General features: G+C 51.8%; 15 protein-coding genes. 10 read left to right on the top strand and 5 right to left on the bottom strand.

Annotated elements, in window-relative coordinates:
- Nucleotides 1-10 precede the first annotated feature (10 nt).
- Entirely contained in the window at nt 11-1,063 is a 1,053-nt protein-coding gene (locus BLW29_RS10940) for an oxidoreductase (RefSeq protein ID WP_090979323.1), read from the bottom strand.
- A 157-nt stretch (nt 1,064-1,220) separates the two neighbouring features.
- Between BLW29_RS10940 and BLW29_RS10935 the strand changes: the two genes are divergently transcribed.
- Nucleotides 1,221-1,649, top strand: coding sequence for an Lrp/AsnC family transcriptional regulator (locus BLW29_RS10935; protein WP_090979321.1), 429 nt, complete (start codon nt 1,221-1,223; stop codon nt 1,647-1,649).
- Nucleotides 1,650-1,757: 108 nt separating this feature from the next.
- Here BLW29_RS10935 and BLW29_RS10930 read toward each other — a convergent pair whose 3' ends face one another.
- Entirely contained in the window at nt 1,758-4,637 is a 2,880-nt protein-coding gene (locus BLW29_RS10930; RefSeq protein WP_090979319.1) for a family 78 glycoside hydrolase catalytic domain, read from the bottom strand.
- A gap of 325 nt (nt 4,638-4,962) precedes the next feature.
- Here BLW29_RS10930 and BLW29_RS10925 point away from each other — a divergent pair, with 325 nt between their 5' ends.
- From BLW29_RS10925 to BLW29_RS10915, 3 genes are read left to right on the top strand one after another with little or no spacing between them, the layout of a single operon-like run.
- The gene (locus BLW29_RS10925; protein ID WP_090979317.1) at nt 4,963-6,192 is read left to right on the top strand and encodes an MFS transporter; all 1,230 of its coding nucleotides are present in this window, start codon (nt 4,963-4,965) and stop codon (nt 6,190-6,192) included.
- 54 nt (nt 6,193-6,246) lie between these two features.
- Nucleotides 6,247-7,989, top strand: coding sequence for a Rieske (2Fe-2S) protein (locus BLW29_RS10920; protein WP_090979315.1), 1,743 nt, complete (start codon nt 6,247-6,249; stop codon nt 7,987-7,989).
- A gap of 29 nt (nt 7,990-8,018) precedes the next feature.
- A complete protein-coding gene (locus tag BLW29_RS10915) occupies nt 8,019-8,549 on the top strand; it encodes a cysteine hydrolase family protein (RefSeq protein ID WP_090979314.1) in 531 nt (176 codons plus the stop codon).
- 18 nt (nt 8,550-8,567) lie between these two features.
- Here BLW29_RS10915 and BLW29_RS31400 read toward each other — a convergent pair whose 3' ends face one another.
- Nucleotides 8,568-8,774, bottom strand: coding sequence for a hypothetical protein (locus BLW29_RS31400; RefSeq protein ID WP_177186582.1), 207 nt, complete (start codon nt 8,772-8,774; stop codon nt 8,568-8,570).
- Between the two features lie 116 nt (nt 8,775-8,890).
- On the opposite strand from BLW29_RS31400, the gene BLW29_RS10910 reads away from it, so the two are divergent.
- Nucleotides 8,891-10,699 carry an SgrR family transcriptional regulator gene (locus BLW29_RS10910; RefSeq protein ID WP_177186581.1) on the top strand — a complete coding sequence of 603 codons (1,809 nt, stop codon included), beginning with the start codon at nt 8,891-8,893 and terminating at the stop codon, nt 10,697-10,699.
- A gap of 259 nt (nt 10,700-10,958) precedes the next feature.
- Entirely contained in the window at nt 10,959-11,288 is a 330-nt protein-coding gene (locus tag BLW29_RS10905) for an HIT domain-containing protein (protein WP_090979310.1), read from the top strand.
- A gap of 352 nt (nt 11,289-11,640) precedes the next feature.
- On the opposite strand, the gene BLW29_RS10900 is transcribed toward BLW29_RS10905, so the two are convergent.
- Together BLW29_RS10900 and yfbR are read right to left on the bottom strand one after the other, a co-directional pair.
- Nucleotides 11,641-12,033 carry a cupin domain-containing protein gene (locus BLW29_RS10900; protein ID WP_090979308.1) on the bottom strand — a complete coding sequence of 131 codons (393 nt, stop codon included), beginning with the start codon at nt 12,031-12,033 and terminating at the stop codon, nt 11,641-11,643.
- Between the two features lie 101 nt (nt 12,034-12,134).
- On the bottom strand, nt 12,135-12,737 hold the full coding sequence (gene yfbR, locus BLW29_RS10895; RefSeq protein WP_090979307.1) for a 5'-deoxynucleotidase: 603 nt from the start codon (nt 12,735-12,737) through the stop codon (nt 12,135-12,137).
- A 151-nt stretch (nt 12,738-12,888) separates the two neighbouring features.
- Between yfbR and BLW29_RS10890 the strand changes: the two genes are divergently transcribed.
- The 4 genes from BLW29_RS10890 to BLW29_RS10875 all read left to right on the top strand — a co-directional run bounded on the left by BLW29_RS10890 (nt 12,889) and on the right by BLW29_RS10875 (nt 18,105).
- Entirely contained in the window at nt 12,889-14,433 is a 1,545-nt protein-coding gene (locus tag BLW29_RS10890) for a fumarate hydratase (RefSeq protein ID WP_090979305.1), read from the top strand.
- Nucleotides 14,434-14,512: 79 nt separating this feature from the next.
- Nucleotides 14,513-15,430 carry a bile acid:sodium symporter family protein gene (locus BLW29_RS10885; protein ID WP_090979303.1) on the top strand — a complete coding sequence of 306 codons (918 nt, stop codon included), beginning with the start codon at nt 14,513-14,515 and terminating at the stop codon, nt 15,428-15,430.
- Between the two features lie 54 nt (nt 15,431-15,484).
- Nucleotides 15,485-17,266: a two-component system histidine kinase PnpS gene (pnpS, locus tag BLW29_RS10880; RefSeq protein ID WP_090979301.1), complete on the top strand. Its 1,782-nt coding sequence runs from the start codon at nt 15,485-15,487 to the stop codon at nt 17,264-17,266.
- A gap of 119 nt (nt 17,267-17,385) precedes the next feature.
- Nucleotides 17,386-18,105, top strand: coding sequence for a response regulator transcription factor (locus tag BLW29_RS10875; RefSeq protein ID WP_090979299.1), 720 nt, complete (start codon nt 17,386-17,388; stop codon nt 18,103-18,105).
- Nucleotides 18,106-18,179 lie beyond the last annotated feature (74 nt).

Here is an 18,179-nt window from a genome sequence, read left to right as displayed (position 1 = left end):
TTGACCATCTTCAAAGCAAATGTTTCAAATGAAGGGTAGGTTCGTAAGGAATTTGCGGTTGGCCGGTACGAAGCCGCTGCACGAAATCCGGATCAGCCAGTAGAGGTTTGCCAAACGCGGCAAGGTCGATGACACCAGCCACTATCGCGTCCGAGGCAGAGCTCGGAGTCAGACCTCCTACTCCGATGACGGCGCCATTCCAACGCTGGCGAACGAGCTCATGCAGCGATAGGCCGCCTGCCACTGGTGTTATGAATGAATTTGTCGACGGATGGATGATTCCTAATCCTACCTCGCGAAATAGATAGAGATAGGCATCTAACTCCCTCTCGGGTTCTTGCCACCGATAGCCAGTTTGATCATCCTTCAGCTCGGAGAAACGTATGCTTAAACGATCCATGCCTACTACCTCGCCTACAGCCGAGAGCACTTCCTTCATCAACCGAAGGCGACCTTCTCTATCCTTGCCGTAATTGTCGATTCGGCTATTCGTAATCGGCGAAGCGAACTGGTCGATGATATAGCCATGTGCGCCATGGATTTCAACGCCGTCGAATCCTGCTTCCATCGCGTGCTTCGCAGCCAGCGTGTACTGGCTGACAAGCTCCCGGATTTCGTCGGTCGTCATGGCCGCTGGCATTGCGAATGGTTTACGGAGCTTATGCACGAGTCCTTCCGCTTGTATGGCTGACGGTGCTTGTGGCGCCAGACCGCCGATCAAATCCGGATGAGTCAGCCTGCCGACATGCCAGAGCTGCGCTATAATCGTACCGCCTTCCTCATGTACGGCCTCCGTTACTTTACGCCAAGAGTCGGCTTGCTCTTTCGTATATAATCCGGGTACGCCGAAAGTACCTTTTCCTTGCGGCGAAGGCGTAATGCCTTCCGTAATAATTAATCCGACCCCGTCTCGGGCACGGCGCCGATAATAAGTGACGACCTCTTCTCCAACCGTCCCGGTGACATCGTTAGCGAAACCGCGCGTCATTGGCGCCATCGTGATCCGTGACCGAAGTTTCCAAGGACCGATGTTAATGTTCTGCAATAATGCTTGATTCTCCATATATGTTGCGCTCCCTTAATTGAATTGTTTTCTATGGTTGAATTTTATATAATAATCCGGACTTATCCCATAGTTGTTTCAAGGCCTTTAGCTGGGTTCTCTTATAAAATCCATTTATTATATAATGCTCACCTTAAAATTAAAGGAGTCGCTTCTCGTGGACGAATTAGACAAACAAATATTGCTTATTCTGCAAGAGCAAGGTCGCATTTCAATGACCGATCTGGGCAAAACCGTTTCCTTGTCGCAACCAGCAGTCACAGAGCGGGTACGTCGCATGGAAGAGAAGGGGATCATCGACCACTACCGTGCCGTGGTTATCCCGGAGAAAATCAATAAACCAATATCTGCGTATGTACTGTTCTATACCAAAGGATGTGACCGGTTTGTAGAATACTGCGGGGAAATGAGCGAAGTAGTCGAGCTGCATCGCATCAGCGGACACCAATATAACTTTCTCGTTAAACTTGTCACCGAATCACTTCAAACGTTGGAAGGCGCACTAAACAAACTGGGAGCGTTCGGAGATTCAACGACACTTATTGTTCTATCCTCACCGCTCATCCATGAACCATTGATCCCATAATCCCTTGAACCGCCATTTACTTACCTATAAATTAGAATGTCCATTTGTAAAGGAACGGCAGCAATAAATAAGAAAAGCCGGGCGATTATTCGCCAGGCTCTTCCTGATCTAACCAAGTACGACTTGTTCGACTTCAAGCTCATATCCATCCGGCTTCACCAGCTGAAGCTCGATATGGGACGGAGCCACAACGCGAAGCTGCATCACTTTGGTCTGTTCATCGACCTTCCAGGATACATTGATGCTGCCGCTGCCCGGAACCGGAACGGAGCCGCGTGCCCAAGTAAGACCAACCGGCTTCGGCGCAACTTCCACCTTCGTCCAACCCGGTGTCAGCCCGCGTACACCCAGCACTTCGGTGCCGAGGAAATAGACCGGACCTGCGGACCAAGCGTGACAATGGCTGCGCGTTAGCATTTTGTCATTAATCGTAATATTGCTGGTCGGATACACTTCCCATACGGAAGTAGCGCCTTGGTCTACCATGACCCCATACTGCTCTAAGATATCGGCAGTCATGGTTGATTGCAATCCCAACTTAGCCAGTGCTTCATGGTAGAAGAAGGACATGAATGGGCTGCCAATTTGGACAAAAGAAGCTGGAGGCTCCACGATGTAACGCTTCAGCACTTCCAAGCGTTCTCCTGTTGTGATGTCGCACAAGCAAGCAACCACCTGCGTTTGCATACTGGTTGTACGCGATGGGCTGCCGTCCGGATGAATGCAATCCAGGTAAGCCTGACGGTCCGCATCCCACAGTTCCACATTAATGGCATCGCGAATTTGTGAAGCGCGCTTACGGAATTCTACGCCTGTTAACTCATCACCAGCGGTTTCAGCAAGCTGAGCAGCATCGCGAAGTGCCTTGACGAGGAACATGTTTTGCGGTGCGACGATACCTTCGCCTGGTTGCTCAAAGGCTGCCCAATCGAGCAGATTCCAGCCGCTAATGTTTAACAAACCGCGTTCGTCGATCTTCTGCAAGTAATGCTCCAGCGTGAAACGAACATGAGGCCACATATCGCGCGCAAAGGTTTCATTGCCGGTGTATTGGTAATGCTCTAGGCAAGCCGATACCCAGAATAGAGTCCAGTTCGGAATGACGCTGCTCCAGCCGCTTGGCACCTGGTCGCCATAGAGCGGTGATTGGAAGGAGGAGCCGGGTACAAGGCGCAGGCAACGCTCCACGATTTCTGCAGAACCAAATGCATAATAGTTAACGAGCGAAGCATTACGGGCATCGCCAACCCAATAGGTTTGCTCATAAGCCGGGCAATCCACGAACGTATCCTCCATGCAGAGCCGCGTCGTATCTCGGCTGATCCGCCAAATTTCATTCAGCTTCGCATTGCTGGAATGGAACGTACCGACATTGGCGACTGGGAAGTTGCTTTGAATCATCTTCACTTCTACCAGCTTCGCCGGACGTGCTGCACCGCGTACCGTTATGGCAAGATACCGCAGACCGCGGCGAACGACGGAGACATAGGATTGTCTGCCTTCACGGCATGTGTAGCGGAACGTATTGTCGAGCTCATAGGTGTACTGACGCCAGCCATCGCGCATATATTCGAAGCCGTAGCCGTCCACGATCGTTCCTTCGGCGGCATCGATCGTAAAGGCCACATATCCGGTCAACTCGCGGCCGAAATCGAACAAAATCTCGGTATCAAGCTCTGCATGAAGCGGAACAATGCCAGCATCCGAACTAGCCAGAACAGCTTGCTGCAGTTGAACCGGTACCGGCTGCGGCAGGTCTACGACACGCCATGCAGTTTGGCTATAGACGTCAGTGAAATGCACCAGCTGGGACGGAATCGGACGGATCCACTCGGCAAATTCCCTCAGTTGCGAGGCGGAGTCGATTTGCTTCACAGCTTCATAGAGCGACTGCTCCTGCTTCATCGAAACACCGGGCTGGTGGTCGATATGCTCTGCGGAATCGAAAGCACCGATCTGAGCAAAAGGCACTGCCGGGCTCTCTTGTCCACGCTCAGCGATAGGGGAACTAAGCTCAAACGGGCCATCGCAATGAAGGCCAAGGTGATAGCCATGTCCGTGCGAGCCGCCGCTCAGATCGAACAGAAGGAAATGCTCGCCGGCAGGCAATTGAAGCTCGAGGAACATGTTTGGCCGCTCGCCGGAGAAGTCTTCATCCTTGTACCATTTGCCGCCGACACGAACGCGGAATGGGACTCGGCCTCCGTCCACAGTGCCAATTGTAAAAGCAGCTGCTTCAGGAAGCGTGAGTACAGTAGCCATAAGTCCGATAAAAGAAATCGGATTCGCGTGATTCACACTTTCCGGAACGAGCATCGTCCGAACGTCGAATACGGCACTCCAAGCAACCGGCTTAACGAACGACAGCTCTTCCACGCGCGCCGGATAGACGGGCTCTTCAGTTAGATAAGGAATCGTCCGCGGCACAAGGCTTGTCCATGGTGCCATGCCAACGCTGCCGATGACCGTTGCCAGCTCCCATGCAGCATCGTCAACCTGCGCCACCATCCACGCATCATCCCAGTTCCGTGCATCATAACGATCGGTGAATGGAAGCTGGCAGGAAATGCGAGATGAGGTCGCATCATATGCGGCGTGTACAGCAGTTGACCAAGATTCGTCGGTACAAACGATGGAAGTGCCATCTGCGTCTACGACTTGTAGAAGCAAGCCGCCTCTGCCTCTCAAATATTGAAAGGTAGAGATGCCGGAATGGAGCACCAATACCGCGATTGTATTCAAAGCGCCATTGTGCAGCAAATGGCCGATTTCATATTCATCATAAGCAAGCTCAAACGGCCAAGAGCGGAGCGGTCCGCGACCTACTTGCGTGCCATTCACATAGAGAACGTAGCGGGAATCCGCCGTCAGTTTCAGTTTCGTTTCGCTGGTGCCCGTCTGCTCGAGCTGAAAGGTTTTACGGAAACAGCGCCATTCATTGCGCGGGCTTTCCTCGCCGCTGCCCCAAATCCATGATGCTTGCCACATAATTGATTGCCTCCTCTATCGTCATCATCCCCCTCATTGTAAACGATTACTAGGAGGCGAAGGGGGTTCTGTTCGGACATTTATATAGGGCGATTCGGACATGCCGAAAATCAATTCATGACAGCAGTGGCAGTCAAGCAGAGCATGACTGCCAGATTCCCCTCTATCTGGGCAGAAAGACCGATTATACGGCGGAATTCAAGCAAGAATCTAGCAGGAGAGGTTATTTGGCCCAGAGTGCTCGGTTAAAGCGCTTACCTGATTTGGCTGCTATGTTACAATGACAGCAATTGGATGTAGCTTAGTCGGAGGTGGCCCCGTACAGATGAAGGCAAGTTTAGGAATGAGATGGAATGCCATGAAAGGAAGCCCGGTTCCAAAGGAGCGAGAGCTTGGAAGAGAAGCGCTTGTTGCGCTGATCATCCATGGATGCTTTCAATTCGGCGCTTCGATGTCGGGGCTGTTTCTGAACTTGTATTTGTGGCGGCTCACCCACGATCTAGCCGTTAATGGTTTCTATAATATGATCGTGTTCCTATTCACACCGATTGCGTTCGCGCTGGGTGGCTGGATCACGAAACGCAAGGATCGGATGGTCACCTATCGGATAGGCATTCTGTTGATTGCCATCTTCTATCTGCTCGTTGTCATTGCACAAGAGAACGTTGCGACATGGTATGTGCTCTTTGCGATTTTTCACGGGATGGCTGCCGGCTTGTACTGGACCGGATACCTTGTTCTTATGTACGATGTGTCAACGGAGAACAACCGAGTTCGATTTCTGGCGATTAATATGGTTGTGTTTAACTTGGCCGGCCTGCTTGGACCGGCGCTTGCCGGCTTTATTATTCAATTTAACGAAGGATTGCGCGGCTATATCATCACGTTTATGCTTGCTTTCATCATGTTCCTGGTAGCTTCGATCATCAGCTTCCGAATTCCGATGATGGCAACACATCATCGTGTCTATCATTTGAACCTAATGGGCCTTGTTATGCGGAAGAACGCGCAATGGGTGAAAGGACTGCTGGCGTTTTTTGTTCTGGGATTATTTCAAGGCATCATGCTGTTTCTACCGAACATTCTGCTCTATCAAACCATAGGTAGAGAAGACTTCGTCGGCTATTTAGGAGTATGCTTCTCTGCTCTAACCGTCGCTACCGGGTACATCATTTCACGCAAAGCGAAGAAAGAACAGGTGCGCAAACATGTGCTGTATTCCACGAGTGGGATTTTGCTCGGTGCGGCTTTCCTTCTCTATGATGTGTCTGCCTGGACGGTCGTCTTCTATATGGTTGCCTTCTCGATTTGCAATCCTCTGGCCGTGAACACGTTAACCTCCTATTATTACAGGCTCATTGGCAAACTACCGCTGAAAGGACAACTCAAGGTGGAATCGGTTGTCATGAGGGAAGTGTTCCTGAATGCGGGGCGGATTATATCGATTACGCTGCTGCTCTTTGTTTCGAAAGACCTGGAATCCATATGGCTTCCGGTTGTCGTTGCGGGGACGGCTGCGATGCAATATTTAATGTTCTGGCTAATGAAGGACTAGGCTCCGCAGCCATAGAAGAAGTAGGAAGCACCATCATTATGGAGGAGGCTGAATATGAGTCGAACCGCAGAGTGGATCAAAGCCGGACCCGTCCAGGAATTGAAGGAGAAAGGTTCCGCTGTCATTAAAGGCGGCATTGCCGTCTTCGTGCATGAGGAAGGCATCTTCGCCGTCGACAACCGTTGCCCGCATCTCGGATTTCCGCTTCATATGGGAAGCTTGTGCGATGGCATCTTAACTTGTCATTGGCATCATGCCCGTTTTGACGTATGCAGCGGCGGGACGCTCGATCCTTGGGCGGATGATGTGCCTTCCTACGAAGTAAGAGTGGAAGAAGAGACCGTGTGGGTGAACCCGCAGCCGAAGATCGCGAATCATATTCAGAAGTATAAAGATCGCCTCATGGAAGGCTTGGAGCAAAATATTAGTATCGTCATCGCCAAAGCAGTCGTCGGTTTGGTGGAAGCGAATGTGCCGGATAGCGAGATTGCAGCAGTTGGGATCGCTTTCGGGACCCGCAGCGGAAGCGGCTGGAATTCCGGATTGACGATTCTGACCGCAATGGTCCGCGTAATTCCGAAGCTGGACAAGACAGGCCGCATTCTGGCGCTCTATCAGGGTTTGGTGCATGTGGCAAGGGGCAGCTCGGGCCGCGGCATTCATTATTTGCTTCGCGCACTGCCAAGTGCAGACGTTTCCTTCGAGCGTCTTGCGGGCTGGTACCGCAATTGCATCGAGGTAAGAGATACGCAGGGCGCCGAGAAGCTGGTCATTACTGCGATCGAGAAAGGGATGAGTCCGGAGCAATTGGCCGATATGATGCTGATTGCCGCAACGGATCATTTCTATCTGGACGGCGGGCATGTGTTTGATTTTCATAATAAAGCGTTCGAGGCGCTTGAGCTTGTAGGCGCTGATCAGTCGAAGCAGGTGTTAACCTCGCTGCTGCATATGATGGGAAATCCGACTCGCAGCGAAGAGCAGCATCACTGGCAGGCGCCGATTAATCTTGTGGAGCCAATTCATGAGGCTGTGCGAGAGTTGGCGGAGTTGCGAGTTGTAGGCGAAGAAGTGACTGCCATTGACGAAGAGGCCATCCTGCAGCAGCTGCTAAGTGAAGAGCCGCTTGAAACGATTGCTTTGCTCAGAGACCTGCTCTTGGCAGGTGCAGCACCAGTGCAGCTTGCACAATTGGTCGCACTTGCCTCTGCCGAGCGAGTAGTTCGATTCCATACGCAGAATGATCACCGCGATTGGGTTGCGGTGCTTCATACGTTCACTTATGCGCATGCACTGCATGAGAGATTGCTGCGCTCTGAGGAACCGCTGCTGGTGCGAGCTATTTTCCATGGTGCGATGAGCGTGTACTTGGATCGATTCTTGAACGTGCCATCGGCGAAGCGGCCCAAAGCGGCTCCGAGTGACGTGAATGCGACGACGAATACATCGGAGCTGCTTCAACTGCTCGATCAAAGGCAGCAGGTAGAACAGGCGGCCAAATGGGTTTTCGACTATGTGAAGAGCGGCGGCGAGATGGACGCACTGCTGAATACGCTTGGGCATGCGCTGCTGCGTGAGGATGCGGAGTTTCATACGTTCCAGATGGTGGAGGCTGCTTTTGCCGAGTATGAACGTTGGTGTTTACGGACAGGCGAATTTGCGGAGAAGGCACAAGAGACGATGCTGCTCGCTTGCACGAGGTACTTGGCTGCACATGCGCCGACAGCGCGCGAGCTGCCTCATACGGCACAGATTGCATGGCGACTGCATAAGGGCGAACGATTGTTTGAAGAGTAATATATCTTTGTGAGAGGGGCAATAAGAGGATGAGTACAAATTCAAATTCGGCTTTACTTGTGATTGACGTTCAAACGGCGATGTTCGATGAATCGAACCCGGTCTATAACGCGGACGTGTTGCTGGAGCGGATCAACGGACTGCTGGCCAAAGCGCGCGCGGCCGATGTTCCGGTCATTTATGTGCAGCATAATGAAGGGGAAGGCGAGGAACTGGAAACAGGGTCTCCGGCGTGGGAAATCAACGCTGCTATAGCGCCGAGAGAGGGTGAACTTCGCATTCAGAAGTACAAGCCGGATTCATTCTATGAAACGGACCTTCAGCGAGTATTGTCGGAGCGAGGCGTAGGCAAACTTGTCATCACGGGTCTTCAAACAGACATGTGCGTGAATGCGACGACTACAAGAGCTGCAGAGCTTGGCTATGAGATTATCGTGGCCGGCGATACACACAGCACGTGGGGATCCGGTGGTCTGACTGCGGAGGAAATCATAGCAGAGCATAACGCGCGTTTTTCCTCTTTTGCCCAAATCAGTCCGGCGAAGGACATCGAGTTCTAAATGAAAAAAGGGCGGCCGTCACTTCTTCAATGAAGTGCCGAGCCGCCTATTATTCCACCATCTCTGTAACCATCCACGCGCCTTATTCGCTTGCTCCGCTTGAGGCTTTGCCTCAGCTTCCTCTCCCGAATGAATCATTAAATCTCTGCGAAGTTTCTGTTCCAATTCCGCCTGTTGAAATTGTGCAAGCTTCTCTATCGCGTACGTGTTTGTGCACTGAAACATGTTGTTTTCCTCCTCTGGTTTATAGTTCAATTATGCGCTCGCTAAAAGGGGATAAAAAGAGTAGAATCTTTATAAAACACTTCCCCTTTTCACCCGGGTACAGGAGGGATGTCGGCATGCAACTGGCTGCTGCTGAACGCTATTTGGATTTATACAGCCGATTCGCTGATGGGATTGCGACGACTGGAGTACCTGTTGAGGTCTCGCTTGACGAGCTTGCGCAGGTGCTGTTTTGCACAACCCGTAATGTGAAGCTCGTGCTGCGCAAAATGGAAGAGGAAAGCTGGATTCGCTGGCTGCCCGGCCTGGGCAGAGGCAATCGCTCGCAGATGGTTTTTCTGCTGGAGCGCGATACGATGCTGCTTGAGCTCGCGCAGCGGATGGCGCAGCGAGGCGAGTATAAGCCTGCGTTTGAGCTGATCCATACCCATGGGAAAGGTTCACCGGTGAAGGATCGTTTCTCGGAATGGCTGGAGCTGCATTTTGGCTACCGAACGGAAGTGCTGGATGGCAAACGGAGTGTGGATACGCTGCGGCTTCCCGTGCATACCCCGATAGTGACGCTAGATCCGGGCGATGTCCTGTACGCATTCGATGCACATATGATCAAGCAGCTGTTTAATCAGCTGCTTTATTACGATGTGGTGGCCGGACGGGTTGTTCCGGCGCTTGCGCATGCGTGGGAATCTAATAAGGAAGCGACTGTGTGGCAATTTCATCTGCGCAAGGGCGTTTACTTTCATCATGGTCATGAAATGACGGCGGATGATGTAGTCTTCTCGTTAGAGCGGCTGCGCTTAGGCAAAGCGCACAGCTGGCTGCTAAGATCGGTGGTTAAGATCGAGACCGTCGGGCTGCGAACGATCCGAATTGAGCTGGAGAAGCCCAACCGTATTTTTCACCGATTCATGAGCTCGCCTGCAGCCTCGATTCTGCCTCGTGAATTGGTGGAGAGCGATGAGGAACAGTTCTGGCGTAAGCCGTCCGGTACAGGGCCTTTCATGGCCGGAGAGTGGAACGAAGATCGCTTCGTGCTTGCGGTGAACAAGAATTATTTCAACGGCAGAGCGCATTTGGACGGTGTCGTCATCGCCTTCATGCCGCCGGAGCATGGAGATTCCTCGCGTAAATGCTGGGAGAAGCTCATCTGGGATCATGATCTGCAGGATCAGAAGCCGGAAGAGGATTGGGTTAAGATGGAGACATTGTGCAAAGGGTGCACGATGCTGACTTGGAATATGGGGAAAGAAGGGCCTCAGCAATCGGCGTTATTTCGCAAGGCGATCGATCTGCTGATTGACCGTCATTCCATGATTCGGGAGCTGGGTGAAGATCGCATGTACGCGGCTCGCGGTTTCCGTCCCGACGATAATACGCCGCTTCGAAGCATCCGTCATGATTCAGCAATGGCGCAAGCCCTTCTACGTGAGTCAGGCTATGATGGGACGCCCATTACACTCTATACAACAAGCTTCCATATGCGGGATGCCAAGTGGATTGCGGATCGCTGCGGGGAGCACGGAGTTGTCGTACATATTGAGCAGCATGACAACAATGAATTTAAGAGAAGGGATGTCATCAACGAGGCAGATACCATTCTATATGGCATCTTGTTTGCGCAGGATGAGGTATGCGAGATTGAGTCCTACGAGCAGCACGGCAGCTTCATTAAGGAGCATCTGCATTCGGATTTCCGGGCATGGGCGAGGGGCAAAATCGATCTGGCCTTAGCGTCGAAGACCTCCGAAGAACGCCGGCTTATCATGGGCGAAATCGAGGATCGGCTTCGCGAGGAGGGACATGTCGTGTTCCTGCTGCACAAGAAGACGAACACCTCCTACCATCCGGGAATCAAGGGGATCACGATGTCGTCTCTCGGGTGGATCGACTTTAAGGATGTGTGGGTGCAGAGTGCGTCGGGTTAGCGACAAGCTGGCCGGAGAATGGGAGAAACTAGCACACGGGGAGTCTACGGTGGCAGGAAATGCGGTAAATGGGAGAAAGAAGCGAACGAGGGAGTCTACATTGTGCGGAAATGCGGTAACTGGGAGGAAGTAGCGAACGAGGGAGTCTACATAAGCCGGAAATGCGGTACCTGGGAGAAAGTAGCGAGCCAGGGAGTCTTCTTTGGAAAAATGGCGCTAGAAAAAAGATACCATCACTCTATTAAAGGAGCGAATACCGATGTCAGAGGATTTCTATTGCGAGGAAGTTTTAAGCGGTCGAACGCTGGTTCAGAAAGTAATAGAGACCGATAATGTGCTTGCCTATTATCATACTCGCCCATTCTACCCCGTGCACATTGTTGCGATACCGAAGAAGCATATTTCATCTCTACTTACGTTAGAGCCTAGCGATAACGACCTGCTCTTGGAATTAATAGATGTCGTGAAACAGGTGGCGGCCAAAGTGACGGCTGAACACGGGGCATGCCGAGTCATCACGAACCTAGGCAAATACCAGGATTCGAAGCATCTCCATTGGCACGTGATTTATGGTGAGCCACTGCGTTGACGTTAATTTCCGGTTCGCAATATTCTTAAGTTGCTGAACCTCCGCGATGATCGTATGCGTTGTCGCATGCCAACGCTAACGGTTGTGACAGTGGCTATTTGGCATCAAATGCCCCTTTTTATTTGCTAACGGTTGCCAGCGAGCCTATTTCAACGTTTTCCACTAGAAATTGACCAATAAGCTGCAAATAACGTCTGCCACAACCGTTAGCTTTTCAAACAGGCTTATTTGCTTGAAATAGCCACGTTGACAACCGTTACACAATATTTCATGATGTTTAGACAAAAAAGTGGCCGCCCGAGAAAATCTCGGGCGGCCGGCGGCTGCCTACAAAGGCAGCCTTTTTATTAGCTCAGCGGGAGGCGTGCAGGTCATCAAGCTCGGGCAGCAGCGTTACGCTCTCCTGTTCGTTCGGATCGGTGCGGGCGATGACCGCCGTGCAGACGTCCGTATCCGAACGGTTATAGGGCAGATGCGGCACGCCAGCCGGTATGTACATAAAGTCCCCGGCTTCCACTTCCATATGCTGCTCGAGCTGCTCGCCGTACCACATTCCAGCGCTTCCGGAAAGCACATATACAGAGGATTCGTGGTTCTCATGCAGATGCGCTTTGGCGCGGCCGCCCGGAGGGATGGTCAACAAATGCATGCAGAGTCCGGTCGAGCCGACGCTCTCAGCAGAAATCGCTTCTTGATAGTCGAAGCCCTGCTTCCCCTGATAATTACCCTTCGTACGAATCCGCATGCAAGTCCGGTTGTCTCCCAATGCCCATCACTCTCTTCCGCCCGATATAGAGTAAATGCGAAGCTGTTCCTAGCTTATAGGTTCATCCTCAAGATGAGCTCCTAAGCTTCGTGCTCAGACAGCTCATCCAGCGTCTTGTTGAAGCTTGGCGCCATATAGGTCAAGAACCAATTGACCTCTTGCATGTTCAGATCCGCGAGCTTTTGCTCCGTCTGCCCTTTTGCGACAGCGAATTCGCGATTGCCGGAGGAGAGCTCGGAGAGGCACTTCATGTATGCATCGAGAAGGTCCGCTGCTTTCACCATCTTCAGCAGCTCCTTCTCCTCGTCGCTATGAGCCGATCCGATGACGAGCGGCTCATAGGCAGCCTGCAGCGGCTTCGGCACCATGCTGAGCAGCCGCTCGGCGGCCAGCGCCTCGATCTCGCGGAAGTTCGCGAGCATCTTCGGGTTGTGATGCTTCACCGGCGTTGGGATATCGCCGGTGAACACTTCGGTGGCGTCATGGAACAGCGCCATCGTGACCGCTCGGTCGGCATTCAATGAGCGGCCGAACAGCTGATTGCCAATCTCGCAAAGCATATGCGAGAGAAGCGCGACATGGTAGGAATGCTCGGCGACATTTTCACGGGTGGTATTGCGCATGAGGCTCCATCTCTCAATATAGCGAAGCCGGTACATATAAGCGATAAATGGACTGTCCATAATGGCAGGATGCTCCTTCTACTCTATAAATTGGAGAACATATGAGACTCCGAAAGCGTGGTATGCCCGCTCGTTTAGGATATGGTATGATATAGATTGATTATATAAGGAAAGACGATTAAGGAATAGAGAGAGGAGCCATTTAGGCCTTATGCAGCATTTTGAACAGAGTGTTTATAACCTTATTGTTGAAACTTCTACGAATCTTCCGGGAGACGTCCGGAAAGTCATTCAAGCCGCACAAGAGGCGGAGGACCGTGCAACTCGTGCAGGACTGTCGCTCTCCACAATTGCAACGAACATTGAGATGGCGGAGTGCAATGTCTCCCCGATCTGTCAGGATACAGGCATGCCGACCTTTGTTGTTCATACCCCGGTTGGCGCCAACCAAATTATTATGAAGCAGCAGATTCGCAGTGCCATCGCACGCGCGACGAAAGACGGCAAGCTGCGCACGAACTCCGTAGATTCGCTCACCGGCTCCAACACAGGTGACAACCTCGGACCTGGAACACCAGTGATTCACTTCGAGCAATGGGAGAAGGACGACATCGATGTGCGTCTGATCCTCAAAGGCGGCGGCTGCGAGAACAAGAACATTCAGTACAGCCTGCCAATGGAAATTCCGGGACTTGGCAAAGCTGGCCGTGATCTCGACGGGATCCGCAAATGTATCATGCATTCCATCTATCAAGCACAAGGTCAAGGCTGCAGCGCGGGCTTCATCGGCGTTGGCATCGGCGGGGACCGGACGACAGGCTATGAATTGGCGAAACAGCAATTATTCCGTCATACCGATGATACGAACAGCATTCCTGAGCTAGCACAAATGGAAGAATACGTGATGGAGAATGCCAACAAGCTTGGCATTGGCACAATGGGCTTCGGCGGCCAAGTGACATTGCTCGGCTGTAAAGTCGGCGTCATGAACCGTCTGCCGGCGAGCTTCTTCGTCTCGGTTGCTTATAACTGCTGGGCTTACCGCCGTCAAGGCGTATTGCTCTCTGCAGACAGCGGAGAGATCAAATCTTGGATTTATCCGAGCGGCTCCGATACGCCGATGAAATCGCAAGCTGCTGATGAAGCAGCTGAGGCGGTAACGGAGAGCGCGGAACGCCGTGAAGTGGTTCTGAACACGCCGCTCTCCGAAGAAGATGTCCGCAGTTTGCGAGTTGGCGACATCGTCATCATTAATGGAGAGATGCACACAGGACGCGACTCGATTCACCATCACCTGATGGATCATGACGCGCCGATCGACTTGAATGGCTCCGTCATTTATCACTGCGGACCTGTAATGATGAAGGATGAGAACGGTTGGCAAGTGAAAGCAGCTGGACCGACGACAAGCATTCGCGAGGAGCCTTACCAAGGCGATATCATTAAGAAATTCGGTATCCGCGCGGTTATCGGCAAAGGCGGAATGGGACCGAAGACATTGGCTGCCCTGCAGGAGCATGGTGCGGTTTATCTGAATGCAATCGGCGGTGCGGCACAGTACTACGCGGAATGCTTCAAGAATGTTAACGGCGTCGACTTTATGGAATTCGGTATTCCAGAGGCCATGTGGCATCTGAAGACGGAAGGTTTTGCAGCGGTCGTAACGATGGATTCCCATGGCAACAGCTTGCATGCTGATGTAGACAAGGACTCTTTTGCTAAGCTTGCCCAATTTAAAGAGCCTGTATTTAAATAATTACCAAAGTAGACAATAGAATGAGGGATGCGGTACGCGCAGCTTCGGACTCGCCTTCAATCGAAGGTATGAACAATGGATGTTTTTTATTATCCCTGGATCACTTATCCTGGGATTCTTTTTTTCTCCGTATTTGCACAAATACGTGAATGCTGTTCCTTATTGCTTCGCCTTCGTCACGCTGACGATGGCGATCGGATGCGGCTTGCAGCAGCTGCGAGCTGTATTGAATCGGCCTGGCGTGATGATATGGACCTTCCTACTGGCACATGTCCTGTCACCGCTGGTAGCATACGGATTAGGGTATATGTTGTTCGGCCCGGATTCTCCTTACGTCGTGGGACTTGTCCTATTCACGATTATCCCGCTTGGCATATCAACCGTGCTGTGGGTCGGAATGTCGGCCGGAAGTGTGCCGCTTATGCTGGCTATGGTTGTCATCGATTCAGCACTTAGTCCGATTGTGGTGCCAACCGGCATTCATCTGCTGTTTCGTACCGATGTAGAGACCAACACAATGGCGATGATGGGTGACTTAATGCTCCTTATTGTAGCGCCAACGATTATTGGTGTTGCTTTGCATGAGTGGTCCAAAGGACGCATTCAACAAGCCGTTAAGCCCTACGCTCCGCCCTTGTCTAAGCTGTGTTTCACAGCAGTCGTCATGCTGAATGCGGCAGCCATTGCTCCTTCCACAGAAGCGCTTCGCGGTGATTTGTTGAAAGTAGTGCCAGCGGCCTTGGTCATGGTGGGCTTATGTTATGCAATTGGCTATTTCGGTACGGCGCATTACCGGAGTCGCGAGGTACAAGTGACGGTTTCCTATGCGACCGGTATGCGGAATATTTCGCTTGGCGTCGTGCTTGCAATGGGCTATTTTAGCCCGCTGGCCGCTGTTCCGGTCGTGCTGTCCATTCTGATTCAACAGCCGCTTGCCACGCTGCATCATTACATTTTACAAAAACTTAACAATCGCAGCGCTGGCGCAGGCGGCTGAGAACAAGGTACGATGGATGGTACATGGAGCAACCCGGCATGGAGGTAGGAGAAGATGAATAGCTTTCGCGTGCGGCTTACGATGATTCTGATCGGTATGATCGGACTTGCCGTTCTGGCTGCCGGTTTATTTATGGGCAAGACGTATAAGGAAAATCATTTGGATGCGCTGCAGGAAAATATGGTGCGCGAAATGAAGATCATCCTCGATCAAATGGATTGGCAGAGCGGGGAACCGTCGTCGGTCTACAGCTACTACACGAGCCATGCCAAGCGCCTGAAGGAGATTACGGAAACACGGATTACTTTCATTCGAGGCGATGGCGTAGTTCTTGGCGATTCCGATCATGATCCGACAACGATGGATAACCATCTGAATCGAGAAGAAGTGATGGAGGCCAAGAAAGACGGCGTAGGACGTACGACGCGGTACAGCGACACCATTAATGAGAATTTGCTTTACGTGGCGATGCTTGTTCACCCCGATGATCCGAATTCGGACATTATCCGAATGGCACTCAGCTTGCAGCAGGTGGACGAGAGCGTACAGCGCATTTGGATAACGCTTGTACTGGGGCTGCTCATTCTATTCATAGCAGCTGCGCTTATCAGTTACCGTGTCGCGCTCGGATTAACACGTCCGCTTGAACAGATTACTCGCGTCGCGAAGCGAATTAAGAGTCTCGATTATCGAGCGCGCGTTCATGTGAAGCGTAATGATGAGATCGGTGAACTGGGGCTTGCTATCAATGCGATGGCGGATTCGCTTCAAGTACAGATGACGCGCATTCATCAGAACGAGAGCCAATTGGCCAGCGTCTTGGACAACATGATCAGCGGCGTTGTCATGATCGATGCGAGCGGGCATATTGTACTGCTGAATCGGCGGGCAGAAGAAGTGCTTGGCTTCTCGACACGAGAGCTGGTCGGCCATCATTTTACAGTGGCTAAACAGCAGTACGAGCTGTCGCAAATCATTCAAGAGGGCATCGAGCGCAAAGAGCATCTGCGCGAAGAAGTCACCTTCTATTATCCGGAGGAGCGGCTGCTTGATCTCAACTTGGTGCCAATCTTCGAAGATGATGATTCCTTCGGCGGCGTCCTGCTTGTCCTTCAAGATGTGACGGCCATTCGCAGGCTGGAACGGATGCGCAGCGAATTCGTTGCAAACGTGTCACATGAGCTGAAGACACCGATTACTGCGGTCAAAGGGTTCGCGGAGACGCTGCTTGGCGGCGCTGTGGATGATCCGGAGACCGCGCGCTCCTTCTTGCAAATCATTTATGACGAGAGCGACCGCTTGAACCGGCTAATCGGCGACATCTTGGAATTGTCCAAGATCGAGTCACGCCGAGTACCGCTGCAATTCTCGCCGATCGAGCTGGCGTCATTCGTGGAGAAGACGGTGGAGCTGATGCGTGCAGAAGGGCTGCAGAAGCAAATTCGATTATCTTATAAAGCTGATCGGGATGTGTATGTGGAGGCAGACGAAGATCGATTGCGTCAAATCATCATGAACCTGCTCTCGAACGGAATTAACTACACGCCTGAAGGCGGCAGTGTTTCCATCGTCGTTGAACCGGTTGGCGGGGACAATTACGAATCCGTACGCATTCACATATCCGACACAGGTATCGGTATACCGAAGAAAGATCTGCCGCGAATATTCGAGCGTTTCTACCGAGTGGACAAGGCAAGATCCCGCAGTTCAGGCGGAACAGGGCTAGGGTTGTCGATCGTGAAACATCTTGTTGAGCTGCACAAAGGAACGATATCTGTAGAGAGCCGAGTGGGCAGCGGCTCGACGTTTACAATTGAGCTGCCGGTCCTACAATAGCAATAAGCCAGTAATTGGGGTTTCCCCTTCCACTGAACAATGCTATCATGGTTATGAACGTAGAACGAGTTACCATGCCGAGTATTAGCAGCGGCATGCGTGGAAGCCAGGGGGTCAACATGTCACAGAAAGTGTTGGTCATTGAGGATGAGCCGACGTTAGCCAGATTACTCTCGTATAACCTTTCGCAAGAAGGTTATGACACGACTGTCATTGATCATGGTGCAGAAGGCTTGCAGGTTGCTTTGCAACGCGCATTTGATCTTATCATTCTAGATATCATGCTGCCAGGCATGAACGGTTTCGAGATCTTATCTCGCTTGCGGCAGAGTGGCAACCGTACGCCGGTTATCGTACTGACAGCCCGCAATGCGGAAGAAGAAGTTGTACAAGGCCTTAAGCGAGGCGCCGATGACTATATGACTAAGCCATTCGGCGTGGCTGAACTTCTTGCGCGCGTATCTGCGGTGCTCCGCAGAACCGGACAAGATGAAGGCAAGCTGACGGAGTCCACGGACAAAGTTATCACGGCCGGTGATTTATCGATTTATCCGGAACGGTATGAGGTCGTCCTTAATGGCGAAACGGTACCGCTGCGGCCGAAGGAATTCGAAGTGCTGCTCTATCTTGTTCAACGTCCCGGCGTTGTCGTTACCCGCGATGATCTTATGAATGTCGTGTGGGGTTTCGACTATTTCGGCGGACAGCGAACGGTAGATGTCCATGTCAGCTCCTTGCGCAAGAAATTGGAGCTGGGCCAGCAATCGGTCGAAATTGAATCCATACGCGGCGTAGGCTATAAGCTGGTTATGCCGAAGAAGCTAGGTTCACCTAAATAAGGTGAACTTTTTTTTGTCTATTTCCGTTGAAAATAATGGTAAACTCACTTTAGAAACTAATGGAGGTGTTCAGA

This window comes from Paenibacillus sp. CF384, from assembly GCF_900106745.1.
Taxonomy (GTDB): domain Bacteria; phylum Bacillota; class Bacilli; order Paenibacillales; family Paenibacillaceae; genus Paenibacillus_Z.
The sequence above is the reverse complement of the archived record's forward strand: the minus strand, read 5'-3'. Positions and strand labels throughout refer to the sequence as shown.

What these genes read in the sequence shown, in the direction of transcription:
- BLW29_RS10915 (WP_090979314.1), top strand. Translation starts at nt 8,019, where the DNA reads ATGAGTACAAATTCAAATTCGGCTTTACTTGTGATTGACGTTCAAACG.
- yfbR (WP_090979307.1), bottom strand. Translation starts at nt 12,737, where the DNA reads ATGGACAGTCCATTTATCGCTTATATGTACCGGCTTCGCTATATTGAG.
- BLW29_RS10930 (WP_090979319.1), bottom strand. Translation starts at nt 4,637, where the DNA reads ATGTGGCAAGCATCATGGATTTGGGGCAGCGGCGAGGAAAGCCCGCGC.
- BLW29_RS10885 (WP_090979303.1), top strand. Translation starts at nt 14,513, where the DNA reads ATGTTTTTTATTATCCCTGGATCACTTATCCTGGGATTCTTTTTTTCT.
- BLW29_RS10910 (WP_177186581.1), top strand. Translation starts at nt 8,891, where the DNA reads ATGCAACTGGCTGCTGCTGAACGCTATTTGGATTTATACAGCCGATTC.
- pnpS (WP_090979301.1), top strand. Translation starts at nt 15,485, where the DNA reads ATGAATAGCTTTCGCGTGCGGCTTACGATGATTCTGATCGGTATGATC.
- BLW29_RS10925 (WP_090979317.1), top strand. Translation starts at nt 4,963, where the DNA reads ATGAAGGCAAGTTTAGGAATGAGATGGAATGCCATGAAAGGAAGCCCG.
- BLW29_RS10940 (WP_090979323.1), bottom strand. Translation starts at nt 1,063, where the DNA reads ATGGAGAATCAAGCATTATTGCAGAACATTAACATCGGTCCTTGGAAA.
- BLW29_RS10875 (WP_090979299.1), top strand. Translation starts at nt 17,386, where the DNA reads ATGTCACAGAAAGTGTTGGTCATTGAGGATGAGCCGACGTTAGCCAGA.
- BLW29_RS10905 (WP_090979310.1), top strand. Translation starts at nt 10,959, where the DNA reads ATGTCAGAGGATTTCTATTGCGAGGAAGTTTTAAGCGGTCGAACGCTG.
- BLW29_RS31400 (WP_177186582.1), bottom strand. Translation starts at nt 8,774, where the DNA reads ATGTTTCAGTGCACAAACACGTACGCGATAGAGAAGCTTGCACAATTT.
- BLW29_RS10920 (WP_090979315.1), top strand. Translation starts at nt 6,247, where the DNA reads ATGAGTCGAACCGCAGAGTGGATCAAAGCCGGACCCGTCCAGGAATTG.
- BLW29_RS10890 (WP_090979305.1), top strand. Translation starts at nt 12,889, where the DNA reads ATGCAGCATTTTGAACAGAGTGTTTATAACCTTATTGTTGAAACTTCT.
- BLW29_RS10900 (WP_090979308.1), bottom strand. Translation starts at nt 12,033, where the DNA reads ATGCGGATTCGTACGAAGGGTAATTATCAGGGGAAGCAGGGCTTCGAC.